This is a genomic window from Streptomyces asoensis, from assembly GCF_016860545.1.
In the GTDB taxonomy this organism is placed as follows: Bacteria; Actinomycetota; Actinomycetes; order Streptomycetales; family Streptomycetaceae; genus Streptomyces; species Streptomyces asoensis.
This window is the reverse complement of the sequence record NZ_BNEB01000003.1, coordinates 1,646,653-1,673,008: the sequence shown is the minus strand read 5'-3', so window position 1 is coordinate 1,673,008 and position 26,356 is coordinate 1,646,653. Positions and strand designations below refer to the sequence as shown.

The window sequence follows — 26,356 nt, the reverse complement described above, 5'->3', positions numbered from 1 at the left end:
TGGCTCCTTCAGCGACGGCCGGCCAGGTACTCCCTGGCACGAGCGATTGCGTAGGCACTCCCGGGAGAGAAGTCGCCCCGGGTGAGTCCCACATCGAGCTCTTCTCCGAAGAGGTGCCATGCGGAGATCTGTTGCACCTCCCAGTTGACGCGCATCTCTCTTATTTCACGCGCCGCCACCGCGGAGTCCGTGATCAGTGCCAGAGCCGCCACGTTCACTTCGCCGTTGAGCGCATCGATCCCGAACCCCAGGATGCGGAAGCTGAGAATGCCGGAGGCGTGGTAGTCGAGCAGGCGGGCCACGGGGGGCTTCGAGTAGAACCATGTCGGATCGACTTGCGGGCCCCTCCTTTCGACCTCGGTCCCGCCGTAGAGTTCCTCGTACGTCTCGCGCAGGAAGTTGTGGAAGAGGGAGAGGTGGGTCTGGGCCGTGATGTCGAGCGTCTGGCATCCGAAGACCGGGACCACGGCCAGCGCACCGCCGTACAGGGCCACGGAATTCGATCGGCGCTGTACGAGGATCTTGTACTCAGCCGCGTCGCCGTACACGAGGGCCACCTGCATCCCCAAGCCGTGCGCACCCAAGGGGTTCTGGGAGGCGGCCGCGATGCTGGACAGAGCCTCGTCGCGAATGGGCGTCTTCCTGCCCGGCCGACGGATGGCGTCGTAGGTCTCGTCCTCCAGAGATCCGCAGGACGACAGGTACTGGAAGTACTCCGCCAGGTGAACCTTGATGCGCGGCCCGTTCGGTGTCTCTTCGATGCGCTCCGCGCATGCCAGCAGGTCGTTCCATTCCTCCGGGCCTCCGCTCACCCCTTCCAGGTACTTTCCCCTGCGGTGCAGGACGTTTTCCTTGAGCGGGGCGTCGGACAGCGGATGCGGGACGCACTGGTCGAGGAGACCGCTTTCGTCAGCCTCGTCCACTTTCCACGAGTTCTTGGTCAGGAACGGAATGAAATTACGCCGCTGATCGGTCTCGACGAGAAGCAGTTCGTGCATGAGATCCCGGCGGAAATAGTATTCGACCAACCATTTCATCGTGAAAGACGGATGACGTTCTTCGCCGATTCGGCGTGCTTCCTCGCTCGTCCTGCGCGAGACGACCATCGCTCTTGCCTTTTGATAGAGTAATCCACACGAAAAGGAGAAGAGGGATGTTATCAGTCCGATAGCGAGCTCGGTCACGCCTCTCTCCGTTTCACTTCAACCGTTGCTGTCAGTGCCTGGATGAGTGTCCGGCCGCAGAGGCGATGAGGGAGGCCCTCGGACGAGATTTTCATGATGGCGGCTTCCCCGCATGCAAGGCAAGCGGCGCGTGCGGCCAGTTCTCGCCCGAGCGGAATGAGCGCCACCCGTGATCTTTTGTTCGTCGGGGGATCGTTTTGTTCGGTCGAATCGTCGGAGCGGTTCCTTTTCGGCCTGTTTGCCGCCGCTGTGGCAGAAAACTGTCGCGGTGGAGCCGGCTGTCGGACGTGATGACGCGTCGTGTGGACGGGTGCACGGGTGGGTCACGTGCGGGTGCGGGGTGGGGGGTGGGGCGGGAGGGTGGGGGCGGGGGCAGCGATGGGAGAGTCATGCCTGCGGAACAGTGCAAGGCGGCCAGGGCCAAGCTCGAGCGGGCGAAGCAGCGGCGGCACGGTCTGCTCAGGGAGCTGACGGAGGACGAGACGAAGCTCGCCCATCTGCGGGCGGACCCGCATGCGGACGCCGCGGCGATCGAGGCGCAGGAGCGGGTGGTCGCCGTCGACCGGAGGTCCCTGGAAGCGGCCGAGGAAGAGGTCGACAGCCTGGAGGGGCTGGTGCACGCCCTGTGTGACCCCCTTCCCTAGCCGTGACAGCTTCGGTCGGCCACGGCAACGGCCCCGGCCCTGAGCCCCGGCCCGTTCAGGCCGCTTCCGAGGGGAGTCTGCCCTTGGCTATCGCCGTCACCAGGGACTGGTGGTCGCGTTCGTTCTGGTCGGCGTACTGCTCGGCGAAGGTGGTCAGCGCGCGGTCGAAGCTGTCGCCGGCGCCCAGGTAGGCGGCGATGGCGATGCGGTCGCCGGACCTCGCGTGGGCGCGGGCCAGCGTCGCGCCGCACAGGGCGCCGAAGGTCCGCATGCCCCGCGGCACCATGTCCTCCGCCGTGGCGACCCACTTCCAGTCGCGCAGTTGACGTACGTAGAAGTCCCGGCGCCGGCCGTCGATGCCCTCGACGCGTTCCCAGCCGAGGAAGATGTCGCTGGTGGCCTGCATGAGCCGTTGCCCGGCGACCACCCGTTCGCCCTGGGTGCGGTAGGTGCTCGCCCCGACGTGCGGCGCGAGTACCGACTCGTCGGCCTCCTTGGCCTGGAGGAACAGCGGGTCCTCGTCGTCCTTGCCGAGCAGGAGCACGATCCAGCAGCGGGTGCCCACGCTGCCGACCCCGACGACCTTGCGGGCCATGTCGGCCACCCGGTACTGCTCCAGCAGGTAGCGCCGGTCCGAGGGGAGGGTCTGGCCGTAGCGCTCGATCAGCCGGCGGATCTCCTTCTCCAGGTCGCCGCGCCTGCCGTTGGGCAGCAGGTCCTCCAGGGGGGTGATGAGCGGCGGGTCGGGGGTGATGCGGCGTCTGCCGTCGACTTCGTGGGTCAGCTTGTCGAAGACCTGGAGGGTGTCGTGCGAGCGCGCCTTGGTGACGGCCTGCGACCAGCGTTCGCGGCCCCGTGCGGACAGGTCGGGCCCGAAGCGGTCCCGTACCCGGGCGACGTCGAACTGGGCGTACCAGACGGCCAGGTTGCCGAGCCCGGCGAAGGTCCGCATGCTGTCGCGGTACGACTTCACGGTGGCCCGTACGATCGCCGCCCGCTGCTTGGTGCTGAAGCCGTTGGCCCGGCCCGCGATGACGAGACTGGCGGCCAGGCGTTTGACGTCCCACTCCCAGGGGCCCGGCAGGGTCTCGTCGAAGTCGTTGATGTCGAACATCAGGCGACGTTCCGGTGAGGCCAGCAGCCGGAAGTTCAGCATGTGCGCGTCGCCGCAGAGCTGGGTGCGCAGTCCCGTCGTCGGGGTGCCCGCGAGGTCCGACGCCATGATGGCGGCGGCGCCCCGGTAGAAGCGGAACGGCGACTCGGACATCCTGCCGTAGCGGATCGGTACGAGGTCGTGCAGCCGGGACGCCGACTGCTTCTCGATGATCTTCAAGGGATCCGGCCGGTCCGGCCCGGGAGCGAACTCCGCGTGACCGGAGCGGGGCGCGGCGGCCCGTGCGGCCTTGCCGAGCGCGGCCCGCTCCTGCGGGGAGCGGTGCCGCACGTCGTGTCCGTCCAGGTTGTTCGGGGTCATCGTCATGGCAGCGGCTCCGTGAGGGCGCGTGAGGGCGTCAGAGACAGTCCGGTTCCAGGGCATCAGTGATCCGGCACGTCGGCCTCACCCGCCTCGGGTGATCTCCCCGGAACGCAGTTCCGCCGTTCGGGAGCGGGACCCGGCCCACCGGCCGGCCCACCGTCCCGCCGGCCCGTACCCCCTCCCCCGCCCGGCTGATGTTCCGGGCGGGTCGGAGGGCTGTTCTTCATGGGCGTCACCGGCGTGGTGACAATGCGACGATGAGCCCCTCTGCGGAACCGGCGAAGGCGAACGAAGGTTCGAAAGGCGCGGGTGTCGTCCTGCTGACGCTCGCGGCGGGGCAGTTCCTGATGGCGCTGGACAGCTCCGTCATGAACGTGTCGATCGCCACCGTGGCAGAGGACGTGGGCTCGTCCGTCACCGGGATCCAGGGCGCGATCACGGCGTACACCCTGGTCATGGCGATGCTCATGGTGCCCGGCGGCAAGGTCGGAGCGCTGATCGGGCGCAAGCGGGCCTTCATGATCGGCTGCGTCGTCTACGGATGCGGGTCGCTGACCACGGCGCTGGCCCCGAACCTGCCGGTGCTGCTGTTCGGCTGGTCACTGCTGGAGGGGATCGGGGCGGCGCTGATCCTGCCCTCGATCGTGGCGCTCGTCGCCGGGAACTTCGCCGTGGAGCGCCGCCCGGCCGCCTACGGACTCGTGGCCGCGGCCGGTGCAGTGGCCATCGCCGTGGGACCCCTCATCGGGGGCGTGGCCACCACGTACTTCTCCTGGCGCTGGGTGTTCGCCGGGGAGGTGGTCCTCGTGCTCGGCATCCTGCTGCTCGCCCGGCGGGTCGCCGACGCCGCGCCCGACGTGCGTCCCAGGCTCGACCTGGTGGGGACCGTGCTGTCCGCCCTCGGGCTCGGCACCTTCGTGTTCGGCGTGCTGCGCTCGTCGGAGTGGGGCTGGTTCCGGCCGAAGCCCGACGGGCCCTCGTGGCTCGGCGTCTCACCGGTGGTGTGGCTGGTGTTCGCCGGTCTGGCGCTGGTCTGGGCGTTCCTGCGCTGGGAGGCCCGGCTCGTCGCCCGGGGCAGGGATCCGCTGGTGGATCCGGCCCTGCTGGAGAACAAGCAGCTCACCGGCGGTCTGACGATGTTCTTCTTCCAGTACCTCGTCCAGATGGGAGTGTTCTTCGTCGTCCCGCTCTACCTCTCGGTGGCGCTCGGCCTGTCCGCGCTGAAGACCGGTGCGCGCATCCTGCCGCTGTCGGTGACCCTGCTGGCCGCGGCCGTCCTGATCCCGCGCCTCCTCCCGGACGTCTCCCCCCGGCGGGTCGTGCGGCTCGGGATCCTCTCGATGTTCGCGGGGGCGGTGGTCCTGATGGCCGCGCTCGACGCGGACGCGGGCGCGGAGATCGTCACGGTCCCGCTGCTGCTGATCGGGCTGGGCATGGGCGCGCTGGCCTCCCAGCTCGGCTCGGTCACCGTGTCGGCGGTGCCGGACGAGCGCAGCGCGGAGGTCGGCGGCATCCAGAACTCCGTCACCAACCTCGGGGCCTCCATCGGTACGGCACTCGCCGGGTCGCTCCTGATCGCCACGCTGACCACGTCGTTCCTGACCAGCGTCGAGGAGAACCCGGCGGTCCCGGACCGGGTCAAGACCGAGGCGGACGCCCAGCTCAGCAGCGGTGTGCCCTTCCTGTCGGACGCCCAGCTGAAGACCGCCCTCGCCGACGCGGACGCGAGCGCCGAGGTGACCGACGCCGCGCTCGAGGCGAACACCGAGGCGCGTATCGACGGCTTGCGGGCGGCGCTAGCCGTCCTCGCGCTCGCCGCGCTGCTCTCGCTGTTCCTCACGCACCGCATCCCGGCGACCCAGCCGGGCTCCGGCGGGCGGTAGCGGATCCGTCACGCGCCGCACCGTTCGGCACCGGTCCCTCCCCTCGTGCGGACCGGTGACGAACGGTGCGGGCGGGGTCGACCGCGCCGTCCCGGCGCGGTGGGCGCACCCGGCGCGCGGTCACCCGCGTTGTGCCTGGTCGCTGCGCCTGTGTGTGCGGATCCTGCCAGGTGGAACCCCGAGGGAGGAGGATCCGGTGTCCGGTCGGCCCCGTAACCGCAGGTCAGGCATATAAAGTGGATTTTCCGGTCCGGATTTGCAGGCGCGTGGGAAGTAAGGGGTGGAAGCCTTGAGTTCCGACTCGGGCGCACGCACGGCCTTCGCGGAACGACTCGCGCTGCTGTACAAGGAAGCCGGCAACCCACCCCTCAAGCGGGTCTCCGAGACGGTCGCCCGGCTCCAGCGGGTCGACGAACGGGGGCGTCCGGTCCGGGTCTCCACCCAGCGGATCAGCGACTGGCGGCGGGCCAGGAACGTACCCGCCCAGTTCGCCGCTCTCGCCGCGGTGCTGCACGTCCTGATACCCGAGGCGCGGCGCACGCGGCCCGCCCCGGTCGCGGCCGGACTCTACGACCTCGTCCACTGGCAGCGGCTGTGGGAACGGGCGGTCGCGGACCCGGTCGCCGCCGATGTGTCCGCCGCCCCCGCGGAGAAGGGGACGCAGGGCGAGCGGCCCGCCGCGCAGGCCCAGGGCATGCCGGGTGCGGTGTGCCCCTACCGCGGGCTCGCCTCGTACCGGGAGGAGGACGCCCGCTGGTTCTTCGGCCGGGAGCGGAGCACCGGGGCCCTCGTCACCCAGCTGCGCGCGGCGGAGGGCACGGGGGGCCTGGTCATGCTGGTCGGCGCCTCCGGGGCGGGCAAGTCCTCGCTGCTCAGCGCCGGGCTCGTGCCGGCCCTCCAGGGGGGTGCACCGACCGGCCGGACCGGGGGCGACCGGACGACGGAGGCCGAGGGGGCCGCTCCGGCACCTGCCACCGAGGTCCTCCAGTTCCTGCCGGGCGCCGATCCGCTCGCCGAGCTGGCCGGCCGCATCCCCGGGCTCGCGCCCCTCGTCGGCGGACCGGAGCCCGGCAGTCGGCGTCCGGAGCGTCCGGAGCCCGGCAGCCCACGTTTCGCGCAGGCCGTGCGGGACGCCGTCTCGGCCTGGGCCCGGCGGCACACCGACGCCTCCGACACGCCTCCCGAGAGTCCCGCAGCCCCCGCTGGTCCTGCTGGTCCCGAAGACACCGCGCACCCCGAGCACCCCGTAAGCCCCGCACACCCCCCACGTCCCGTCATCATCGTCGACCAGTTCGAGGAAACCTTCACTCTCTGTGCCGACGACGCCGACCGGCGCCTCTTCATCCAGCTGCTGCACGCCGCCTGCACGCCCGCCGAAACGGGGGGATCCTCAGAAGTCCCCCCGGCCGGGCCCCCCGCCCTGGTCGTCCTCGGTGTCCGTGCCGACTTCTACGAGGAGTGCCTCGGTCACCCCGAGCTCTCGGACGCGCTCCAGCACCGGCACATGGTGCTCGGGCCGCTCACCACGCCGGAGCTGCGCGAGGCGGTGACCGGGCCGGCCCGGGCCGTGGGTCTGGAGCTCGAACCCGGACTGGCGGAGCTGATCATCCGCGAGGTGACGGCCGACGGCCCGCGCGGAGCGCACGCCGGTGTGCTCCCCCTGCTCTCGCACGCTCTGCTCGCCACCTGGCAGCGCCGCAAGGCGGGCCGGCTGACGCTGGCCGGCTACCGCGCCGCGGGCGGCATCCAGGGCGCGGTGGCGGCCACCGCCGAACGCGCCTGGTCCGCGCTCGATCCCGCGGCGCGCACGGCCGCCCGGCTGCTTCTGCTGCGGCTGGTCCGGCTCGGTGAGGACACCCAGGCGACCCGGCGGCGGGGCACGCGCCGCCAACTGGCGCAGGAGTCGGCCGACCCGGGCAAGACGGAGGAGTCGCTGGAGGCGCTGGTGCGGGCCCGGCTCGTGACCCTCGACGCGGAGACCGTCGAGATCACCCACGAGGCGCTGCTGCACGCCTGGCCCCGGCTGCGCGACTGGATCGACGAGGACCGCAGCGACCATCTGCTGCGCCAGCGGCTGGAGGAGGACGGGCGGGCCTGGGAGGGCTCGCACCGCGACTCGGCGCTGCTCTACCGGGGCTCCCGGCTGGAGCAGGCGCACACCTGGGCCAGGTCGGCGGGCGACACCTTCCTCACCCGCAGCGCGGTGGAGTTCCTGGCGGCCTCGGTCAGGCTGCGCCGGCGCATCGTGTGGATCAGCCGGGGCGCGGTGTCGGCGCTGGTGGTGCTGGCGATCGTCGCCGTCGGCGCGGCCGTGGTCGCCTGGCAGCAGCGCAACGACGCCGTGTTCGAGCAGGTGGTCGCGGAGGCCGACCGGGTCCAGTACACGGATCCGTCGCTGTCCGCGCAGCTCGACCTGGTGGCGCACGGACTGCGGCCGGACGACGCGGGCACCAACAACCGCCTGGTCTCGATCGTGAACGCGCCGCTGGCCACGCCCCTGCTGGGCCACACCGGCGCCGTCTACCTCACCTCGTTCAGCCCGGACGGCAAGGTGCTGGCCTCGGCCAGCTACGACCGGACCGTGCGGCTGTGGGACGTGCGCGACCGGTCGCGTCCCGAGCCGCTGGGCAGGCCGCTCACCGGCCACACCAGCTGGGTCAGCAGCGCGGTGTTCAGCCCGGACGGGCACACCCTGGCCAGCGCGGGCGACGACGGCACCGTACGGCTCTGGGACGTGCGCGACCCCGCCCGCCCACGGCCGCTCGGGAAACCGCTGACGGGCCATTCCGGCACGATCTACCTGCTCGCCTTCAGCCCGGACGGGCGGACGCTGGCCTCCGCGGGCGAGGACCGCACCGTGCGGCTGTGGGACCTGCGCGACCCGGGCCGGCCGGCGGCGCTGTCCGTGCTCACCGGACACACCGCGGCCGTGCGCTCGGTGGCGTTCGGTCCGGACGGCCGCACCCTCGCGGCGGGCGGCGACGACAACACGATCCGGCTGTGGGACACGGCCGATCCACGCCGTCCGAAGCGGCTCGGCACGGTCCTGACGGGTCACACCGACACCGTGCACTCGCTGGCATTCAGCCCCGACGGCGACACCCTGGCCAGCGGCAGCGCGGACGACACCGTACGGCTGTGGGACGTGGGCGACCCCGGCCGGGCGGCGCAGCTCGGCGCCCCGCTCAACGGGCACACCGGGCCCGTGTGGTCGGTGGCCTTCAACCCGGCGGGGACCATGCTCGCCGCCGGCAGCGCGGACAGCACGGCCACCCTGTGGAACGTCAGCGACCCGGCGTACCCCTCGCAGGTCGGCGAACCGCTGGCGGGAGGCAGCGGGGAGATGTACGCGCTCGGCTTCAGCCCCGACGGCCGCACCCTCGCCACCGGCAACGGGGACGGCAAGGTGCGGCTCTGGTCGGTGCCCACGTCGGACATGATCGGCCGCAGCGGCTCCTTCCGGCCGGACGGGCGGGTGCTCGCGACGGCCGCCCGCGACGGCCGGGTCCGGCTGTGGGACGTGGCGGACCCCGGCCGGCCCGTCACGCTGGGCGCGCCCTTCATGCCCGACGACGGCAGCGAGCGCACGCTGGCGTTCTCGCCCGACGGCCGCACGCTCGCGGTGCTGACGGCGAACCGGGCGGTGTACCTGTGGGACGTCACCGACCCGGCCCGGCCGGTCTCGGCGGGGCCGCCGGTCGAGCTGCGCACCCGGTTCCTCGGCCCCGACGCGCTGGCCTTCGCCCCGGACGGGCGCACTCTGGCGACCGCCTACGACGACCGCACCATCCAGCTGTGGGACGTGAGCGACCCCGCGCACACCACCGCGCTCGGCGCTCCGCTCACCGGGCACAAGGGGTTCGTCAACGCCCTGGTGTTCAGCCCGGACGGCCGCACCCTGGCCAGCGGCGGCGCGGACCACACCGTACGGCTGTGGGACGTGGGCGATCCCCGGCACGGCAGCGCGCTCGGCGGTCCGCTCACCGGGCACACCGGGCCGGTCAACGCGCTCGTCTACAGCCCGGACGGCCGGACGCTGGCCAGCGGCAGCGACGACGACACCGTACGGCTGTGGGACGTGGGCGACCCGGCGGAGGCGACCCGGCGGGGCGCACCGCTCACCGGGCACACCGAGGCGGTCGTGTCGCTGACCTTCGGCCGGGACGGCGACACCCTGGCCAGCGGCGGCAACGACAACACGGTCCGGCTGTGGAACGTGAGCGATCCGGGGGACGCCTCCCCCATCGGGCAGTCGATGAGCCCGAACGCCAAGACCGGCAACTTCCTCTCTTTCAGTCCCGGCAGCCACATGCTCGGCGTCTCCAGCGGCGCCGACACCGTACGGCTGTGGAACCTGGACCCGGAGGAGGCGATCAGCCGTATCTGCGCGACCACCAGGGGCGTGCTGACGACGGACGTGTGGCACGAGTACCTGCCCCGGCTCTCCTACGAGCCGCCGTGCGACGACTGAGCACGGCGGGACCGGAAGAGTGATCCCGATCACAACGGCGGGGCAGCTGAGACGTCGACGCCCGCCGGCCCGGCAGCCTTGTTAGCCTTGGCCATAGCCCGGTCGCTGGTGCATCCCCCGTCGCCAGCGACCGGGTCTTTTCCTGCCCGGGCGGGTCCCGGGCGGCCCTGAGTACGGATTCGCTCCTCGCCACCGTCCGGAAGGTGTGAGTGCCGTCGTGCGCCGGCGCATCGTCATCGTCACCGCCGTCCACGCCCCTTCGGCGCGGTATCTGCCCGAGGCCTACGCGTCGCTGCGCGCCCAGGAGTTGCCCGACGGCTGGGGGTGGCACTGGGTGATACAGGAGGACGGCACGACGGACGAGGTCGCGCCCTACGTTCCCGCCGACGCCCGGGTGACCTTCCGGCAGGGGCGGCCCGGCGGCCCCGGGGTCGCCCGCACCATCGCGCTCGCGCACGCCGAGGGCGAGTACGTGAAGGTCCTGGACGCCGACGACCGGCTCGCGGCGGGCGCGCTCGCCCGTGACCTGGCCGCCCTCGAAGGCGATCCGGGGCTGGGCTGGGCGACCTCGGGCGTCCTCGACCTCCTGCCGGACGGCAGCACCGTCGGCTTCCCCGGGGATCCCGCCGAGGGGCCCATCGAGAAGGGGGCGGTGCTCGACCACTGGAAGGCGCACGGCTTCCGCGCCCAGGTCCACCCCGCGAGCCTCTTCGTACGGCGGGACCTGCTGGCCGCGCTGGGCGGCTGGATGGCGCTGCCGGCCTCCGAGGACACGGGGGTGCTGCTGGCGCTCAACTCGGTGAGCCGGGGCTGGTTCTCGGCGCGCACCGGGCTCTTCTACCGCAAGTGGAACGGCCAGGTGACGGGGCAGGCCGCGCATGTCGACCCGGTCGAACGGGAGGCCCGGATGGCGGTCGTGGAGGCCAGGGCCCGCGCGCTGGAGTCCTTCCGCTGGAGCTACCCGGGGGCCGGCGCCCCCGCACGGGGCTGACGGCCGCCGGGGCAGGCCGCGCGCGGCTAGCCGAGGGCGATGGCCTGGGACGGGCAGCGTTCCGCGGCCTCGCGCACCTCCGGATCGCCGTCGGCGTCCTCGCGTCCCGGCACGACGGCTCCCAGGCCGTCCACCGCGGTGAACACGGAGGGCACCCGGAAGGCGCATTCGCCGGAGCCGTAACAGAGTTCGCGGTTCACGGAGACCGTCATACGACGTCTCTGCCCCCGGGCCGGGTCACTCAACCGGCGCGCCGGACCGGGCCAGCCAGTGCGCGACCCTGCGCAGCGTGGCCTCGTCCACCCGGTCGACCAGGGTCCGGACGGCCGCCTCGTCGTCCGGCGCAAGGTCGAAGAGGCCCGCCTTGCCCAGGCCCGCCATCAGGACCTGGTGCCGGCGGTCCTCCATCCGTTCGGTGTGCCGGGCGTGGCCGGGCCGCGCGGTGCCGTCGGCCGGCGGCGGGCCCGCGGCCTGCGGAGCGGACACGGCCGGGGCCACGGCCGGGGACGGGTCGAAGCGCTCCCACGCGCCGTCGCGCGGACCCCACAGGTCGACGGTCACCTCGTCGCACCTGGCCCGTACGACCTGCGTCATCTCACCGATCGCGTACAGCACCGGCGTGCGGTCGGGGGATTGCGCGGCCGGTCGCCAGGAGTCCGAGGCCGGGTCGTGGAACATCGCCACCCAGCGGGGCTCGCCCGGGGGCCGGGGGCTGCGGGAAGGACGGGTCGGACGGTCCGGGTCGGTCTGCATGGCGCGAGCCCCTTCCGTAGCGGCTTCTTGCGTGGCGACTTCCTGCACAGCGACTCCCGTGACGGCACGGCACGGCACGGCACGGCACGGCACGCCGACCATAACTGACGGGTCGTCAGGTCACCAGACGGCGGTGACCGGCGCCGCCGCTCAACGGCGCCGAAGACGACGGACGAGACGTCAGATCCCGCCGGCGCATTCGCGGGTGAGGGCCGCCTCGCGATGGTCGTTGCAGCGCGGGAGGGCCGCGGGATCCGCCGCCGGATGCCGTTGATGGGCCTGGAGCGCGGCACTGACCAGGGTCATGAGCAGGTCGATGTCCGTCTCGCACTCCAGGTGGACGGTCACCCACGGTGATCCCGGCAGCAGCCGTATCGCCGTGGAGTGCCTCAGGTCCTTCTCGAACCTGCGGATCGCCGTGGCGGTCAGATGCAGGTCGACACTGCGGTCGGAGTGGAAGTGCGCGATCTCGACCCCGCCCGAGCGCAGTGCCCGTCCGGTGCCGCAGGTGGGCCGGACCTCCGTGAGGTCCCGCCAGGTCGCCAGTCGTGTCAAGGCACGCGAGGCCGCCGTCATGGTCCCCATCATGAGGCGCTCACCGCCCGGCCACCAGGGGTTGAGGATGCCGTAACCGGCCCGTAGCGGCGGAAGTTCGGGGATCGGGACGGTTTTCGGGACGGAACGTCGGCGGCCGGGGACCCTCAGTTGTTCCAGGACTCGTCGTAGGGGTCCCGCGGGGTCGCGGTGGGCTTGGCGCCGGTGACCTCCAGGAAGGGGATCGGGCCGTCGTTGACGGGGTCGTGGACGACGCGCGGGGTGTAGGTGCCGGTGACGGTCAGCCAGGTGTCCGGCTGGAGGACCGGGGGGATGGCGCCGGTCAGGCCGACCTTGACCGGCTGGGCGTCGGCGGCGCAGCAGTTGAGGGCCATGCGGACCAGGTAGGGGGTGCCGTCGTGGTCCAGGGCGACGAAGCCGGTCAGCCGGACCACGCGGCCGGTCAGCGTGCGGCCGTGGTCGTACACGGCCCGGCCCGCGTAGTCGACGACGCTCAGCGGCAGCGGGTCCTCGGCGGGGAGCGCCGGATAGGCGAGGGGTTCCTGGAGGGCCGTGCCCGTGCGGGTCGCGCTGTACGAGCCCAGGGCCGGCGGTGCGACCAGGATCAGCGCCAGGAGGGGCAGCACCAGCAGCCAGGAGACCCGCGGTTCGCGGTGCCCGTGCCCTTCCGCCGGTTCGTGCGCATGCCCTTCCTCCGCCGCGTGGTCCCCGGCGGAGTCTCCCGCGTGGGGCCGACGGCTCCTGCGGCGCTCGTACAGGGCCGTCGCCAGGGCCGTGACGACGAGGATCGCGCCGGCCGCCAGCAGCAGCGGACGCAGGCCGGCCTTGACGTAGCGGAGGTAGAGGTCGGTGGTGCCGGCGTGCAGGAGGGCCGCGCCGAGCAGGAAGAGGACGGCCGCCTGGGACTGTCGGTTCACAGCAGGACCCATCCCGTCAGGACCGCCGACGCGATGGCCAGCACGAACGTCACCGGAGCGAAGCGCAGGGCGAAGCCCCGGCCGAAGGTGCCCGCCTGCATGGCGAACAGCTTGAGGTCGATCATCGGGCCGACCACCAGGAAGGCGAGCCGGGCCGTCAGCGAGAACTGCGTCAGGGACGCGGCGACGAACGCGTCCGCCTCCGAGCAGATGGAGAGGACCACCGCGAGGACGGCGAGCGAGGCGACGGCGAGCGCCGGGTTCTCCGCCGCCGTGCGCAGCCAGCTCGCCGGAGCGACGGCCTTCAGGGTCGCCGCCGCCATGGCGCCCAGCACGAGGAAGCCGCCCGCGTGCATCACGTCGTGACGCACCGAGTCCCAGAACGCCGCCCCCTTCGTCTCCCCCTCGTGCGGCGCGTGGGCCGGCAGGCGCAGCCAGTCCGTGCGGCCGAGCCGCTGCCACAGCCAGCCCATCGCACAGGCCACCACCAGGCTGGCGACGAAACGGGCCAGCACCATCTCGGGGTCGCGGGGGAAGGCCACGGCCGTCGCCGTCAGCACGACCGGGTTGATCGCCGGGGCGGAGAGCAGGAAGGCGAGGGCCGCGGCCGGGGTCACGCCCCTGCGGACCAGGGCGCCCGCCACGGGCACCGACGCGCACTCGCAGCCGGGCAGCAGCGCGCCCGCGGCCCCGGCGACCGGGACGGCGAGCCCGGGGCGGGAGGGCAGGGCGCGGGCGAAGAAGGAGGGCGGCACGTAGACCGCGATGGCCGCCGACAGCAGCACGCCCAGCACCAGGAACGGCAGGGCCTGCACGACCACCGCCACGAACACCGTCGTCCAGCTCTGCATCACCGGGGCGGACAGCGCCCGGCGGATCGGGCTCTGGAGCAGCACCATCAGGAGCAGCACCATGGTCAGGGCCAGGGGGGAGGTGAGCCGCCCCGACCCGTCGGACGGAGCGGGCGGCGCGGGCGGCCCGTCCGGGCGCGCGGCCTCCCCCTGCGGGGCCGGTCTGGTGATGGCCACGGGTCGCGCACCTCCGGCTCGCCGGTTCTCCCTGACGCCTGTTCTTCGCATTCCCTCCCCTTTCCTACGGGAGTGGCCCACCAGGCGTTCACCTGTGTCCGTCCCGTTCGTGGAACCTCCCGTCCCCGTGAGGCAGTCTTCTCCCTCGTGGGGAGCGTTCCGAATCAGGGTCGGCCGCCGGGCAGTGCCGGCGCGCACATGGTGGTGTGCGGTGACGACGGTCTGGCGCACCGGCTCGCCGCCGAGCTGCGCGGAGTGTACGAGGAGCAGGTGACGCTCGTCGTGCCGCCCGCCGAGCGGACGGTGCGGACTCCGGTCGTGGGCCGGGCGCGTGCCGTGTCGGCGGCGCTGCTCGACCGGGTGGTCAGCGCGGCCGTCAACCGGGCGGCGGGCAACGGCGTGCCCGCTCCGCCGAGCGAACCGGTGGGCGGGCAGCGGACCCTGGAGGCCCTGGAGGCCACCGAGGCCGTGCTCGCCGAGGCCCAGGTGGAGCGGGCCGCCGCGCTGGCGCTGGTGTACGACGACGACGAGACCAACATCCGTGCCGCCCTCACCGCCCGCCGGCTCAACCCCCGGCTGCGGCTGGTCCTGCGGCTGTACAACCGGCGGTTGGGCCAGCACATCGAGGAACTCCTCGACCAGGCGGCCGCGTTGGCCGCCGAGAGCGCGGGAGCTGCGGGGGACGCCTACGACTCCTTCGCGGGCGACGCCTCGACCACCGTCCTGTCCGACGCCGACACCGCGGCGCCCGCGCTCGCGGCGACGGCCCTGGTCGGCACCAGCAAGGTCGTGCAGACGGACGGGCTGCTGCTGCGCGCCGTCGAACGTCCGCCGTCCGGGCCCGGGGAGGCGGGCGAGCCGCAGCACGCGACGCTCGCGCTGTTGTCGGCGGACACCGGCGACCCGGCCTTCGCGGACGGTTCCGAGGGCAGCGGCGAGCAGGGGCCGCTGCTGCTGCCCGACGAGGAGGCCGTGCGGGAGGCGGCCGTGTCCGGCAGGCGCGGCTCCGTCGTGCTGGAGCAGGTCGCCTACTCCGCCGGGCCCGCGCTGCCGACCGGGCGGGGCGCCGGGGTCATGGCGCCGTTCGCCTCGCTGTTCTCGCGGCGGCTGCGGTTGTCGCTGGCCGGTCTCGTCGGCTGTGTGTTCGCGCTGGCGGTGGCGTTGTGGCTGGCCACCGGGATCCATCCGCTGGGGGCGCTGTACCTGACGCTGCTCGACCTGTTCGCCATCAACGACCCGGCCGTCGGGTCGAGTACCGAGCGCCAGGTGCTCCAGCTGCTGTCCGGGCTGGTCGGGCTGCTGTTGCTGCCCGTGCTGCTGGCGGCGGTGCTGGAGGCGCTCGGGACGTTCCGCGGGGCGGGTGCGCTGCGCCGGCCGCCCCGGGGCCTCGGCGGCCATGTCGTCCTGCTCGGGCTGGGGAAGATCGGCACCCGGGTGCTGACCCGGCTGCGTGAGCTGAACATTCCGGTGGTGTGCGTCGAGGCGGGGCCCGAGGCACGGGGACTGGCGGTGGCGCGGCGGTTACGGGTGCCGGTGGTGCTCGGTGACGTCACCCAGGAAGGCGTGCTGGAGGCGGCGAAGATCCACCGGGCGCACGCGCTGCTCGCGGTGACCAGTTCCGACACGACGAACCTGGAGGCCGCGCTGTACGCGCGGTCGCTGCGGCCCGACCTGCGGGTGGTGCTGCGGCTGTACGACGACGACTTCGCGACCGCCGTGTACCGCACCCTGCGGGCCGCGCATCCGCAGGCGCTGACCCGCAGCCGCAGCGTGACGCACCTCGCGGCGCCGTCGTTCGCCGGGGCGATGATGGGGCGGCAGATCCTCGGGGCGATCCCGGTCGAGCGGCGGGTGCTGCTGTTCGCCGCGCTGCGGGTCGAGGGACACCCGCAACTGGAGGGCAGGACGGTCGGGGAGGCGTTCCGGGCGGGGTACTGGCGGGTGCTGGCGCTGGACACGGGCCCCGAGCGCCACGGCGGCACGGGCCTGGTCTGGGACCTCCCGCGGACCCGGGTCCTGAAGGGCGAGGACCGGGTGGTGCTGGCCGCGACCCGGCGGGGACTGGCGGAGCTGCTGCGCCGCAGACGGTAGCGGGCGGGGCGGGGCGGGCCGGGGACGGCGGTGCGGGAACGCCGCCGCCCCCGCACCCCGCCGCCCCCGTCCCGCACCGCACCGCCCCGCAGCCCCAAGCCCAGCCGCAGCCGCAGCCGCAGCCGTCCTACCGGAGGTGGCGCTGCGCGAACTCCAGTTCCAGCCTGACCTGCTTGATGCGCTCGTCGACCACCAGGGAGCCGTGGCCCGCGTCGTAGCGGTACACCTCGTGGACCGCTTCCGCGGACTCCAGGCGCTTGACGTAGTTGTCGATCTGGCGGATGGGGCAGCGCGGGTCGTTCACCCCGGCCGAGATGTAGACGGGGGCCCGTACCTTGTCGACGTACGTCAGCGGGGACGAGGCCTCGAACCGCTCGGGGACCTCCTCGGGGGTGCCGCCGAGCAGGGTGCGGTCCATCGCCTTCAGGGCCTCCATCTCGTCGTGGTAGGCCGTGACGTAGTCGGCCACCGGGACGGCCGCGATGCCCAGCGCCCACGCGTCGCTCTGCACGCCGAGGCCGAGGAGCGTGAGGTAGCCGCCCCAGGAGCCGCCGGTGAGGACCAGCCGGTCCGGGTCCGCGAGTCCGCAGGACACGGCCCACTCGCGGACCGCCTCGATGTCCTCGAGCTCGATCAGGCCCACCCGGTGCTTCAGCGCGTCCGTCCAGGCGCGGCCGTAGCCCGTGGAGCCGCGGTAGTTGACGCGGACGACCGCGTAGCCGTGGTCCACCCAGGCCGCCGGTGCCGCCGCGAAGGCGTCGCTGTCGTGCCAGGTCGGGCCGCCGTGGATGTCGAAGACGGTGGGCAGCGGGCCGGTGGCTCCCGCGGGCTTCTGCACCAGGGCGTGGATACGGCCCCCCGGACCCTGCACCCAGACGTCCTCCACGGGCACCGAGCCCGGCGACTTCATGCCGGGCGGGTCGAGGACGACGTCACCGGTCGTGGAGCGGACCGCCGGCGGGCAGGCCGCGGAGGACCACAGGTACTCCACGCTGCCGTCCGGGCGGGCCGTCGCCCCGGAGACGGTGCCCGGCGGGGTCGGGATCCGCTCGAGGCCGCCGCCCGAAAGGTCGAGGCGGAACAGCTCGCTGCGGGCCTCGAAGCTGTGCACGACGAGCAGGCCGGAGCCGTCCGGATACCACTCGGCGCTGACGTCGCCCGGCAGGTCGAGGTCCAGGTCCGTCTCCGTGCCCGTCGCCACGTCCCACACCAGGGGTTCCCAGCGGCCGCGGCGCTGGTGGCCGATCAGCAGCCGGGTGTCGCCGTCGACGGGGGCGAAGCCCAGCACCTCCAGACCCAGTTCCTCGGTGCCGCCCTTGGTGTCGTCGAGCTCGGCGACCTTCGAGCCGTCGGGGCGCAGGACCCGCAGCGCGGAGTGCATCGCGTCGCCGTGCTCGGTGTGCTCGACGGCGATGAGGGAGCCGTCGTGGGAGAGGTCGCCCACGCCCGCGGACTCACGGTGGCGGTACAGCTCGAAGGGCGGTTCGCCGGTCCGCGCCAGGTGGATCGTCGTGCCCTCCTCGTCCGTGGAGCGGCCGACCACCGCGGTGCGGCCGTCGCGGCCGAGGGCGAGGCCCGCCGGGTAGGAGGCGTCCAGGCCGGGGGTGGCCGGCTCGTCGGCTCCGCCGTCGAAGGGCTGTCGGCGCCAGACGCCGAACTCGTCGCCGTCCTTGTCGTCGAACCACCAGATCCAGGCGCCGTCCGGGGAGAGCACGCCGTCCGTCGTGCCGTTCGCCCGGTCGGTCACCTGGCGCTGCCCGCCCGTGGCCCGGTCCCAGGCGTACAGCTCGTACGTCCCCGTCGCGTTGGAGACGAACAAGGAGCGGTCCGGCGCGTCCTGCGCCCAGTCGGGCAGGGACACCCGGGGCGCCCGGAAGCGCCTCTCCCAGTCGGGCATCTCCTCGTGCTGCTCGGGTGCGGCGGACCCGTTGCTCTCAGTCATGACCCCATAGTGCCCGCCCCGGACGGCATCGGTGTGCCAGGGTCCCCGGCCTGTGGACAACTCCCACCGACTTCCCACCTCCTTCCCACCGGCGAGCCTCACCCCGCGGGCCGCCTCCGCGTGCCCGCCCCGTACCGTGGAGTCGTGTACCGGTTCCTGCTGACGCCCCGCTGGTGGGGGATCAACGTCTTCGTGCTGCTGGCCATCCCCTTCTGTCTGTTCATGGGGTCCTGGCAGCTGAGCCGGTTCGAGGCGCGGGTGGACGACCACCGCAGCGCGAAGGAGCAGGCCGAGACCGCGCGCACCGAGAGCGCGCGGCCGCTCGCGGACCTGCTGCCCGTGGACAAGGCGACCTCCGGCCGGCGGACCACCGCCACGGGGCAGTACGGCAAGCAGCTGCTGGTGCCCGACCGGCGGCTCGACGGCCGGGACGGCTACTACGTGCTGACCCTGCTGCGCACGGACGGCGGCAAGGCGCTGCCCGTCGTCCGCGGCTGGCTGCCCGGTGACGCCGCCGCCGGCCGGGCGCCGGCGCCGCCCGCCGGGCGGGTCACCGTCACCGGCGTCCTCCAGGCCTCGGAGACGCCCGGCGACAACGGCGTGAGCGCGCGGGGCGGGCTGCCGGCCGGGCAGGTCGCGGCCATCAGCGCCGCCTCGCTGGTCAACGTGGTGCCGTACGACCTCTACGACGCCTGGGTCACGCTGGACACCGCCGACCCGGGGATGACGGCGGTGCCCGCGACCGCGGCGGCGGGCACGGGGCTCGACCTGAAGGCGTTCCAGAACCTGGGCTACACCGGCGAGTGGTTCGTCTTCGCCGGGTTCGTGGTGTTCATGTGGTTCCGGCTGCTGCGCCGCGAGGTGGAGTTCGCGCGGGACGCGGCGCTCGGCATCCTCCCGGAGGAGCCCGCCGCGGCCGCCGGCCCCGCCCCTGCGGACGGGTCCGCCACCGCACCGGCCGGGCCGGGCGGGGCGGATCAGGAGGACGCCAGCACGCCCGTGCGGTAGATCGTCCCGGCGCAGGCGTTCGGCACCGTGGCCGTGCTCGTCGGGGAGCCGCCCTCGGCCGTGTAGGTCACGTTCACGCTGCCGTCGGCCGTGCCGTCCTCGGGGAGCAGCTGGGCCGAGGTGCCGGAGGTGGTCTCGCCGGTGGTCGACGCCTGCTCGGTCGGGCTCGGCGAGGGGGAGGCCGAGCCGCCGCTGTCGCCGCCGCCGGTACCGCCCGTGGTGGGGCAGGTCTCCGAGGGCACCCAGGCGAACTTCACCTCGTAGGCGGAGCCGGGCGCGAGCGCGAGCTGGGTGACGTAGAGCGAGGGGTCGGGCAGGCCGGCCGCCGCGTCCCCGGAGGTGTGCTCCACGACGGTGATCTTCGTGGCGTCGGCGGCGCCCTGGGCGGCGGACGTCACGGCGACCGCGCCGCCGACGTCGCAGCTGGTGGCCGAGGTGTTCTGGACGCGGAAGGTGCCGTACACGGTGCCGGCGGCGTCGGGGACCGCGACGGTGGCGGTGCCGGCGCCGAGCTGGTCCGCCGAGCAGACCGGCGCGGTCGACTGGGACGCGGAGGGGCCGGTGCCGCTGGAGGCGGTGCCGCCCGCGGACTCCTTGCCCTGACCGGCGTCGGTGGCCCCGCCCTTGCCCTGCTCACCGGTGTCGCCGGAGGAGTCGCCGACCTTGCCCGTGGAGCCGCCGTCAGGGTTCTTGCCCTGGTCGGTGCCTCCTTGCGCCTGTGAGGCCTGGCCGGCGATGGAAGGGTTGGCGTCGGAACCGCCCGCCTGGGAGACGTGCAGGACGGCCGGGACGGCGGTGCCGAGGAAGAGGGCGGCGGCGGCCATGCCGACGGCCGCCTGCCGCTTGCGGGCCCGCCGGACGGGTACCGCCCGCCGCAGGTGGTCCAGCGTGCCGTCGCGCGGCTCCATCTCCTGGACGGCGTCGTGCAGCATCCGGCGCAGCGCCAGCTCGTCCGAGTCGAGCCCGTCGGGGCCCTGGTCGTCGAGGTGGTGGTTCACGGTTGAGTTCCCTGCGTGCGATTGCTTCGGCTGTCGTTCGGGTGGTGTCGTCGGCTCGTGCCGTGCGAGGGGCTCGTGACGCTCGTCGCACTCCGGGCCGTCGTGACGTCCGCGGTCGTCGTGCTCGCCCCGGCCCGCGGCTCGCGCGCTCACGCCGACGCCTCCATGGCTATGCGCAGGGCGGCGATGCCCCGGGAGCCGTAGGCCTTGACCGAGCCGAGGGAGACGCCGAGGGCCTCGGCGACCTGGGCCTCGGTCATGTCGGCGAAGTAGCGCAGCACGAGGACCTCACGCTGACGACGCTGGAGGCCCTTCATCGCCTTGATGAGCGAGTCGCGCTCCAGCTGGTCGTAGGCGCCCTCCTCCGCGCTGGCCATGTCCGGCATCGGCTTGGAGAGCAGCTTCAGGCCGAGGATGCGGCGGCGCAGGGCGGAGCGGGAGAGGTTGACGACCGTCTGGCGCAGATAGGCGAGGGTCTTCTCGGGGTCGCGGACGCGTTTGCGCGCGGAGTGGACCCGGATGAAGGCCTCCTGGACGACGTCCTCGCAGGACGCGGTGTCGTCGAGGAGGAGTGCGGCGAGGCCGAGCAGCGAACGGTAGTGCGCCCGGTAGGTCTCGGTGAGGTGGTCGACGGTGGTACCGGCCGCCACGGTGTTCTCGGTGGCGGAGGCCGCTTCGGCGGTGTCGGCGCCGTCGCGCTGGCTGGGTATGCGGGAGGGCCGCGCTGCGGGCATGGGCGCGATCACCGGCATGCCGCCGGACGCGCCGGGCGTACGGGGTCGGAGTACGGCTCGCGGCGGCCGCAGGGCCGCGCCGAGGGGCGCCACTGGGAGTTCGAGTACCTCTGCCACGCCAGTTGGACACACTTCCCCCCGTGGGGGTTGTACGCGTCCGGTGTCACTTCTGCGTCGACCAAGGCCACGCGCACCCGTCTCATGTGTCCCGCTCTTCCCCTGTATGCCATATGAACGGGCGTCCCCACGCCCGGATCACCGCGTCCCCGAACGCTGTGATCGTTCACACGTCTGCGCCACCCCGAGGGGTGACCGCAAAGACGCTCCCCGCCCTGCGCACGGTTGCGGAGAGCGGGGAGAAAAATCTTCGGACGTCAAAGGTGTCCGATACAAGTGGTTCGGACCGTCGACCGGCTCACATTGCTTCGAAGATCCTACAAAGCCGTCAAGCTCTGGCCAGCGCATTTCCTCGCGGGAAGCGCTTCCCGGTCGGCCGCCGGGCCGCCTCAGGACAGCTCGGCCGCCACCAACTCCGCGATCTGCGCGGTGTTCAGAGCCGCACCCTTGCGCAGGTTGTCCCCGCACACGAACAGTTCGAGCGCCGTCGGGTCGTCGAGGGCCCGCCGCACCCGGCCCACCCAGGTCGGGTCGGTGCCGACCACGTCGGCGGGCGTGGGGAACTCCCCCGCGGCCGGATTGTCGAAGAGGACGACACCCGGCGCGGTCGCGATGATCTCGCGGGCGCCCTCCACCGTCACCTCGTCCTGGAAGCGGGCGTGGACGGTGAGGGAGTGCGTGGTGACGACGGGGACACGGACGCAGGTCACCGCCACGGGCAGCTTGGGCAGCCCGAGGATCTTGCGGGACTCGTCCCGCACCTTCATCTCCTCCGAGGACCAGCCGTCCGCGCGCAGCGACCCGGCCCAGGGGACGACGTTCAGCGCCACCGGCTCGGGGAAGGGACCGGTGGCGTCGCCGACCGCCCGCCGCAGATCGCCCGGTCCGGTGCCCAGCTCGGTGCCGGCGACCAGCGAGATCTGCCGCCGGAGCGTCTCCACCCCGGCCCGCCCGGCCCCGCTGACCGCCTGGTACGACGACACCACCAGCTCGCGCAGCCCGTACTCGGCGTGCAGCGCGCCCAGGGCGACGATCATCGACAGCGTCGTGCAGTTGGGGTTGGCGAGGATCCCGCGCGGCCGGTTGCGCACCGTGTGCCCGTTGACCTCGGGGACGACCAGCGGCACCTCGGGGTCCATCCGGAAGGCGCCGGAGTTGTCCACCACGACCACGCCCTTGGCGGCCGCGATCGGCGCCCACTGCGCGGCGACCTCGTCGGGCACGTCGAACATGGCGACGTCGACCCCGTCGAAGACCTCCTCCGACAGGGCCGCCACCTCGACCTCCTCGCCGCGCACGGCCAGCTTGCGGCCGGCCGAGCGCGGCGAGGCGACGAGTCTGATCTCGCCCCAGATGTCCGCCCGCTGGGAGAGGATCCTGAGCATGACCGTGCCGACGGCGCCGGTCGCCCCGACGACCGCGAGGGTCGGCCGCACCTTGTCGGCCATCAGCGGCCGGTGCCCCCGTAGACGACGGCCTCGTCGCTGTCGGAGTCCAGCCCGAAGGCGGTGTGCACGGCGCGCACGGCCTCGTTGACGTCGTCGGCGCGGGTCACGACCGAGATGCGGATCTCGGAGGTCGAGATGAGCTCGATGTTGACACCCGCGTCGGCCAGCGCCTTGAAGAAGTCGGCCGTGACGCCCGGGTTGGTCTTCATCCCGGCGCCGACCAGGGAGATCTTGCCGATCTGGTCGTCGTAGCGCAGCGAGTCGAAGCCGATGCCCGACCGGTTCTTCTCCAGGGCGTCGATGGCCTTGCGGCCCTCGGCCTTGGGGAGCGTGAAGGAGATGTCCGTGAGGCCGGTCGAGGCCGCGGAGACGTTCTGCACGATCATGTCGATGTTGATCTCGGCGTCGGAGATCGTCCGGAAGATCGCGGCCGCCTCGCCCGGCTTGTCCGGCACGCCCACGACCGTGACCTTGGCCTCGGAGGTGTCGTGCGCGACACCGGAGATGATGGCCTGCTCCACCGGCTTGTCCCCTTGCTGCTGTGTCTTGAGTGGCTCACTGCTGACCCACGTGCCCTCGTGTCCGCTGAAGGACGAGCGGACGTGGATCGGGATGTTGTAGCGGCGGGCGTACTCCACACAGCGGTGGAGCAGCACCTTGGAGCCGGAGGCCGCGAGCTCCAGCATGTCCTCAAAGGCGATCCAGTCGATCTTCCGCGCCTTCTTCACCACGCGCGGGTCGGCGGTGAACACGCCGTCCACGTCGGTGTAGATCTCGCAGACCTCGGCGTCGAGCGCGGCGGCGAGGGCGACGGCCGTGGTGTCGGACCCGCCGCGCCCCAGCGTGGTGATGTCCTTCTTGTCCTGGCTGACACCCTGGAACCCGGCGACGATGGCGATGTTGCCCTCGTCCAGCGCGGTCCGGATGCGGCCCGGCGTGACGTCGATGATCCGGGCTTTGTTGTGGACCGAGTCGGTGATGACGCCTGCCTGGCTGCCGGTGAACGACTGGGCGCTGTGGCCCAGGTTCTTGATCGCCATCGCCAGCAGGGCCATGGAGATCCGCTCTCCGGCGGTCAGCAGCATGTCGAATTCCCGGCCGCTGGGCATCGGGGATACCTGCTCGGCGAGATCGATCAGCTCGTCCGTCGTGTCGCCCATCGCGGAAACGACGACGACCACCTGGTGGCCGTTCTTCTTCGCTTCCACGATCCGCTTGGCGACGCGCTTGATGCCCTCGGCATCGGCTACGGAGGAGCCTCCGTACTTCTGCACGACAAGGCCCACGTGCGCTCCTCGCTCAGTTTGTCTGTTTCCGCACATACGCCCTTGTACTGCGGGTCGGCTCAGTCTAACGAGCGCCCGAATTCCGCCCCCCGGGTACCGCATCGTGAGACTCGTGGAGACCCGCGGAAGAGGCCGGAGGGAGGCCCGGACGCCCGTCGTCGGATCTTCCCTTCCCACTGTCGCCGAAGTGATAGCTGTGAATTAAGTTTCAAGCACTATCGTGCGGCTGTGCACGTACTCCTGGTGGAAGACGACGAACCGGTCGCCGAGTCGCTGCGACGCGGACTGAGGCGCTACGGCTTCGAGGTCGACTGGGTCACCACCGGCGGCGCCGCGCTCGCCCACCCCGGCCCCTACGACGTCGTCCTGCTCGACCTGGGTCTTCCCGACACCGACGGCCTCGACGTCTGCAAGGCGCTGCGCGAGCGCGGTGACGTGCCGATCATCGTGATCAGCGCCCGCAGCGACGAGACGGACCGCGTGGTCGGCCTGGAGCTGGGCGCCGACGACTACGTGTCCAAGCCGTTCGGGGTCCGGGAGGTCATCGCCCGCATACGCGCGGTGATGCGGCGCGTGCGGCCGCGTACCGGGCCGGGCGCCGCGCCCGGCGGGCCGGAGCGGTACGGGTCCCGGCTGACCGTCGACCGCAAGGCGGCCCGCGTCCACGTGGACGGCCGGGAGGTCGCGCTCGCGCCGAAGGAGTACGACCTGCTGTCCTTCCTCACCGAGGAGCCCGGCGCGCTGATGTCGCGCGAGCAGATCATGGAAGCGGTCTGGGACGCGAACTGGTTCGGGCCGACGAAGACGCTGGACGTGCACGTGGCGGCGCTGCGCCGGAAGTTCGCCGGGGTCGTCGCCATCGAGGCGGTGCGCGGCGTCGGCTTCCGGCTGGAGATAGTCGGCGGGGCCGCCCCCGGCCCGGGCGGCCCGGCGTCATGATCAGGCAGCTCATCCGCAGCTATGTGCTGCTGGTGGCCGTCGCCGTCCTGCTGTTCACGGTGCCGGTGGCGTTCACCCTCACCGCCCAGTTGCGCGGCGACACCGAGGTCTCCATGGAGCGCGAGGCGACCACCATGGCGCTGCTGCTCGGCAACGGCGACCCCGCCTCCTGCCGGGCGCTGGAGAAGATGGCCGGCGCGTACGCCGCGGAGACGAAGGGCAAGGACGAGGTCCAGGTCACGGCCGCCGGCGGGTGCGCGGCCGGTGTGCCGCGTCCGGACCGGGACGCGGCGCTGGCCAGGGCCCTGGAGCAGGGCCGGCCGACCACCGACTGGGGTTCGGACCTCATCTGGGGCCGCGAGCTGGTGATCACCGTCCCCGCGCAGGAGGGCACCGCGGTCGTCGGCGCCGTCCGGATCGTCTCCTCGACCTCGGGACTCACCCACAGGCTGTGGACGATCTGGGGATTCCGGGCCGGCCTCGCCGTGGCGGTGCTCGGTGTGGCCGCGCTGATCGGCACGGCCGTCGCCCGCCGGATCACCCTTCCGCTGCGCCAGCTCAACGACATGGCGAGCAAGTTCAGCGACGGCGACCTGACCGCCCGCTCCCCCGTGACGGGCCCCCAGGAGACACAGACCCTCGCGCGCACGCTCAACCAGGCGGGCGAGCGCCTCGACACGCTGATCGCCTCGCAGCGCAACTTCGTGGCGGACGCCTCGCACCAGCTGCGGACCCCGCTGACGGCGCTGCGCCTCTCCCTGGACAACATCGCCGACGGTGTCGACGACGCGTTCGTCCGGGAGGACGTGGAGCAGGCCACGGCCGAGGTGGTGCGGATGAGCAGGCTGGTCAACGGCCTGCTGGTGCTGGCCAGGGCCGAGGCCAAGGTGACGGCGGCGGAACCGCTGTCGCTGACCGACATCGTGGCGGAGCGCCTGTCGGTGTGGAGGCCGGCCGCCGACGAGCGCGGAGTCACCATCGCGCTCAGGGGGAGTGGTGTCGACGACCGGCCGTCTGTGATGGCCGGCCCCGGTCATCTGGAGCAGGTGCTGGACAACGTGTTCTCCAACGCCCTGGAGGTGTCGCCCGACGGCGGGCGGATCACCGTGCGGACGGAGCCGGAGGGCGACCAGGTGGTGCTGTCGGTCGCCGACGAGGGCCCCGGCATGTCCGACGCGGAGAAGTCCCGTGCCTTCGACCGCTTCTGGCGCGGCCAGGGTCTCACCGGGCGCTCCGGGTCCGGACTCGGCCTCGCCGTCGTCCGGCAGCTGGTGACGGACGACGGCGGGACGGTGGCGCTGGCGGACGCGCCCGGGGGCGGCCTGTGTGTGCGCGTGACGCTCCGGGCGGCCCCGCGCACGGGCTGATCAGCCCTCGGGCATCGCGGACGAGTGGTGGTTGACGATCTTCCACACACCGCCGCGCTTCTCGTACTCGTAGGTGTAACGGGCCTCGACGACGCGCTTGGCGCCGGTGACCGGGTCGGTGAGGGTGAACGCGTAGACGCCCGTGTCGAGGGCGGAGTCGCGGTCCAGGACGTTGATGATCGTCCGCACCTTCTTGCCGACCGGCTTGTTCAGCAGGAAGTGCTCGAAGTAGTCGACGATGCCCGCGCGGTCGGTGCGCACCCGGTTGGAGACGGTGGGCAGCAGGACCGCGTCGTCCGCGTACCGGTCGGCCACCGTCTCGGCGTCGCCGGTCCGCAGCGCGGCGTTCCAGCCGTCGAAGAGGGCGGCGATCTGCTTCCTGGTGGGCTCGGAGGACTTCTCGGGACCGGCCGCGCTGACGCCGGCCGACACCGCGGTGGCGGTGACGACCGCGGTGGTGGTGACGAGGGCGGCGCGTATGCGGGTCTTGCGGGTCATCGCAACTCCTGTGCGGTTTGGAGCT

The 26,356-nt window shown here is 72.8% G+C and carries 21 protein-coding genes; 8 read left to right on the top strand and 13 right to left on the bottom strand.

Translation table 11 applies throughout. From position 1 onward, the window contains the following. Positions 1–8 precede the first annotated feature (8 nt). A complete protein-coding gene (locus Saso_RS20180) occupies positions 9–1,184 on the bottom strand; it encodes a hypothetical protein (RefSeq protein ID WP_189927016.1) in 1,176 nt (391 codons plus the stop codon). Between the two features lie 389 nt (positions 1,185–1,573). Here Saso_RS20180 and Saso_RS20175 point away from each other — a divergent pair, with 389 nt between their 5' ends. Further along, positions 1,574–1,828, top strand: coding sequence for a hypothetical protein (locus tag Saso_RS20175; RefSeq protein WP_189927017.1), 255 nt, complete (start codon positions 1,574–1,576; stop codon positions 1,826–1,828). Between the two features lie 55 nt (positions 1,829–1,883). On the opposite strand, the gene Saso_RS20170 is transcribed toward Saso_RS20175, so the two are convergent. Further along, entirely contained in the window at positions 1,884–3,302 is a 1,419-nt protein-coding gene (locus tag Saso_RS20170) for a DUF2252 domain-containing protein (RefSeq protein WP_189927109.1), read from the bottom strand. A 260-nt stretch (positions 3,303–3,562) separates the two neighbouring features. Here Saso_RS20170 and Saso_RS20165 point away from each other — a divergent pair, with 260 nt between their 5' ends. The 3 genes from Saso_RS20165 (at position 3,563) to Saso_RS20155 (ending at position 10,650) form a co-directional block, all read left to right on the top strand. Further along, the gene (locus tag Saso_RS20165; protein ID WP_189927018.1) at positions 3,563–5,188 is read left to right on the top strand and encodes an MFS transporter; all 1,626 of its coding nucleotides are present in this window, start codon (positions 3,563–3,565) and stop codon (positions 5,186–5,188) included. A 280-nt stretch (positions 5,189–5,468) separates the two neighbouring features. Then, positions 5,469–9,659: an nSTAND1 domain-containing NTPase gene (locus Saso_RS20160; RefSeq protein WP_189927019.1), complete on the top strand. Its 4,191-nt coding sequence runs from the start codon at positions 5,469–5,471 to the stop codon at positions 9,657–9,659. Positions 9,660–9,876: 217 nt separating this feature from the next. Then, positions 9,877–10,650 (top strand): glycosyltransferase family 2 protein, encoded by a 774-nt coding sequence (locus Saso_RS20155; RefSeq protein WP_189927110.1) that lies wholly within the window; start codon positions 9,877–9,879, stop codon positions 10,648–10,650. 26 nt (positions 10,651–10,676) lie between these two features. On the opposite strand, the gene Saso_RS20150 is transcribed toward Saso_RS20155, so the two are convergent. The 5 genes from Saso_RS20150 to Saso_RS20130 form a co-directional block, all read right to left on the bottom strand. Continuing rightward, positions 10,677–10,862, bottom strand: coding sequence for a ferredoxin (locus Saso_RS20150; protein WP_189927020.1), 186 nt, complete (start codon positions 10,860–10,862; stop codon positions 10,677–10,679). 25 nt (positions 10,863–10,887) lie between these two features. Further along, positions 10,888–11,403 carry a hypothetical protein gene (locus tag Saso_RS20145; protein ID WP_189927021.1) on the bottom strand — a complete coding sequence of 172 codons (516 nt, stop codon included), beginning with the start codon at positions 11,401–11,403 and terminating at the stop codon, positions 10,888–10,890. A gap of 180 nt (positions 11,404–11,583) precedes the next feature. Beyond that, positions 11,584–11,979: a luciferase domain-containing protein gene (locus tag Saso_RS20140; RefSeq protein ID WP_189927022.1), complete on the bottom strand. Its 396-nt coding sequence runs from the start codon at positions 11,977–11,979 to the stop codon at positions 11,584–11,586. A 125-nt stretch (positions 11,980–12,104) separates the two neighbouring features. Next, positions 12,105–12,875, bottom strand: a complete 771-nt coding sequence (locus Saso_RS20135; RefSeq protein ID WP_189927023.1) for a TIGR03943 family putative permease subunit — start codon at positions 12,873–12,875, stop codon at positions 12,105–12,107. Continuing rightward, positions 12,872–13,903 (bottom strand): permease, encoded by a 1,032-nt coding sequence (locus tag Saso_RS20130; protein ID WP_189927024.1) that lies wholly within the window; start codon positions 13,901–13,903, stop codon positions 12,872–12,874. Before Saso_RS20130 ends, Saso_RS20135 begins: the two co-directional genes overlap by 4 nt. Positions 13,904–14,101: 198 nt before the next feature. On the opposite strand from Saso_RS20130, the gene Saso_RS20125 reads away from it, so the two are divergent. After that, the gene (locus tag Saso_RS20125) at positions 14,102–15,994 is read left to right on the top strand and encodes an NAD-binding protein (RefSeq protein ID WP_189927111.1); all 1,893 of its coding nucleotides are present in this window, start codon (positions 14,102–14,104) and stop codon (positions 15,992–15,994) included. 127 nt (positions 15,995–16,121) lie between these two features. On the opposite strand, the gene Saso_RS20120 is transcribed toward Saso_RS20125, so the two are convergent. Next, on the bottom strand, positions 16,122–17,936 hold the full coding sequence (locus tag Saso_RS20120; protein WP_189927025.1) for a S9 family peptidase: 1,815 nt from the start codon (positions 17,934–17,936) through the stop codon (positions 16,122–16,124). 144 nt (positions 17,937–18,080) lie between these two features. Between Saso_RS20120 and Saso_RS20115 the strand changes: the two genes are divergently transcribed. Further along, positions 18,081–18,944 carry an SURF1 family protein gene (locus tag Saso_RS20115; RefSeq protein WP_189927026.1) on the top strand — a complete coding sequence of 288 codons (864 nt, stop codon included), beginning with the start codon at positions 18,081–18,083 and terminating at the stop codon, positions 18,942–18,944. Here Saso_RS20115 and Saso_RS20110 read toward each other — a convergent pair. The 4 genes from Saso_RS20110 to Saso_RS20095 all read right to left on the bottom strand — a co-directional run bounded on the left by Saso_RS20110 (position 18,914) and on the right by Saso_RS20095 (position 23,527). Further along, positions 18,914–19,942 (bottom strand): hypothetical protein, encoded by a 1,029-nt coding sequence (locus Saso_RS20110; RefSeq protein WP_189927027.1) that lies wholly within the window; start codon positions 19,940–19,942, stop codon positions 18,914–18,916. The genes Saso_RS20115 and Saso_RS20110 overlap by 31 nt on opposite strands. A 149-nt stretch (positions 19,943–20,091) precedes the next feature. After that, positions 20,092–20,793, bottom strand: a complete 702-nt coding sequence (locus tag Saso_RS20105; protein WP_189927028.1) for a SigE family RNA polymerase sigma factor — start codon at positions 20,791–20,793, stop codon at positions 20,092–20,094. A gap of 389 nt (positions 20,794–21,182) precedes the next feature. Further along, positions 21,183–22,241: an aspartate-semialdehyde dehydrogenase gene (locus Saso_RS20100; RefSeq protein ID WP_189927029.1), complete on the bottom strand. Its 1,059-nt coding sequence runs from the start codon at positions 22,239–22,241 to the stop codon at positions 21,183–21,185. Next, on the bottom strand, positions 22,241–23,527 hold the full coding sequence (locus tag Saso_RS20095) for an aspartate kinase (protein WP_189927030.1): 1,287 nt from the start codon (positions 23,525–23,527) through the stop codon (positions 22,241–22,243). The genes Saso_RS20100 and Saso_RS20095 overlap by 1 nt, the downstream gene beginning before the upstream one ends. Positions 23,528–23,755: 228 nt before the next feature. On the opposite strand from Saso_RS20095, the gene Saso_RS20090 reads away from it, so the two are divergent. Beyond that, complete coding sequence (locus Saso_RS20090; protein WP_189927031.1) at positions 23,756–24,466, top strand: response regulator transcription factor; 711 nt, start codon at positions 23,756–23,758, stop codon at positions 24,464–24,466. Next, positions 24,463–25,833 carry a HAMP domain-containing sensor histidine kinase gene (locus Saso_RS20085; protein WP_189927032.1) on the top strand — a complete coding sequence of 457 codons (1,371 nt, stop codon included), beginning with the start codon at positions 24,463–24,465 and terminating at the stop codon, positions 25,831–25,833. The genes Saso_RS20090 and Saso_RS20085 overlap by 4 nt, the downstream gene beginning before the upstream one ends. Here the strand turns inward: Saso_RS20085 and Saso_RS20080 are convergent, their stop codons facing one another. Then, on the bottom strand, positions 25,834–26,331 hold the full coding sequence (locus tag Saso_RS20080; RefSeq protein ID WP_189927033.1) for an SgcJ/EcaC family oxidoreductase: 498 nt from the start codon (positions 26,329–26,331) through the stop codon (positions 25,834–25,836). It lies immediately after the preceding gene. Between the last annotated feature and the right edge of the window lie 25 nt (positions 26,332–26,356).

Excerpts from the sequence above, each read along its gene's own strand:
- Saso_RS20175 (WP_189927017.1), top strand. The coding sequence starts at position 1,574 with ATGCCTGCGGAACAGTGCAAGGCGGCCAGGGCCAAGCTCGAGCGGGCG.
- Saso_RS20170 (WP_189927109.1), bottom strand. The coding sequence starts at position 3,302 with ATGACCCCGAACAACCTGGACGGACACGACGTGCGGCACCGCTCCCCG.
- Saso_RS20165 (WP_189927018.1), top strand. The coding sequence starts at position 3,563 with ATGAGCCCCTCTGCGGAACCGGCGAAGGCGAACGAAGGTTCGAAAGGC.
- Saso_RS20150 (WP_189927020.1), bottom strand. The coding sequence starts at position 10,862 with ATGACGGTCTCCGTGAACCGCGAACTCTGTTACGGCTCCGGCGAATGC.
- Saso_RS20145 (WP_189927021.1), bottom strand. The coding sequence starts at position 11,403 with ATGCAGACCGACCCGGACCGTCCGACCCGTCCTTCCCGCAGCCCCCGG.
- Saso_RS20140 (WP_189927022.1), bottom strand. The coding sequence starts at position 11,979 with ATGACGGCGGCCTCGCGTGCCTTGACACGACTGGCGACCTGGCGGGAC.
- Saso_RS20125 (WP_189927111.1), top strand. The coding sequence starts at position 14,102 with ATGGTGGTGTGCGGTGACGACGGTCTGGCGCACCGGCTCGCCGCCGAG.
- Saso_RS20120 (WP_189927025.1), bottom strand. The coding sequence starts at position 17,936 with ATGACTGAGAGCAACGGGTCCGCCGCACCCGAGCAGCACGAGGAGATG.
- Saso_RS20100 (WP_189927029.1), bottom strand. The coding sequence starts at position 22,241 with ATGGCCGACAAGGTGCGGCCGACCCTCGCGGTCGTCGGGGCGACCGGC.
- Saso_RS20085 (WP_189927032.1), top strand. The coding sequence starts at position 24,463 with ATGATCAGGCAGCTCATCCGCAGCTATGTGCTGCTGGTGGCCGTCGCC.
- Saso_RS20080 (WP_189927033.1), bottom strand. The coding sequence starts at position 26,331 with ATGACCCGCAAGACCCGCATACGCGCCGCCCTCGTCACCACCACCGCG.